Here is a 278-nt window from a genome sequence, read left to right on the forward strand (position 1 = left end):
TCGGCGAGCCAGGCGGGCGAGGGCGCCGCGCCCCCGGCCCGCCGTACCCGCAGCGTGTCGGAGGGATCGGCGAGCCAGGCGGGCGATGCCGCAGCACCTCCCACGCGCCGCTCGCGCAGCGCCTCCGAGGGCTCGGCGAGCCAGTCGGCTCCGGCCGACCCGCCTGCCCGCCGGTCGCGCAGCGTCTCGGAAGGCTCGGCGAGCCAGGCCGGCGAGGCCGCGATGCCTACGGCCGGCCGCTCCGGCAGCGCGTCGGAAGGCTCGGCGAGTCGGGCCAC

1 protein-coding gene is annotated in these 278 nt (G+C 80.6%); it reads right to left on the reverse strand.

Annotated elements, in window-relative coordinates:
* Positions 1-278 (reverse strand): hypothetical protein (locus GT354_RS12270; protein WP_202511806.1); only part of this gene is annotated, 278 nt, incomplete at both ends.

This window comes from Streptomyces sp. SID3343, assembly GCF_009865215.1.
Lineage (GTDB): Bacteria > Actinomycetota > Actinomycetes > Streptomycetales > Streptomycetaceae > Embleya.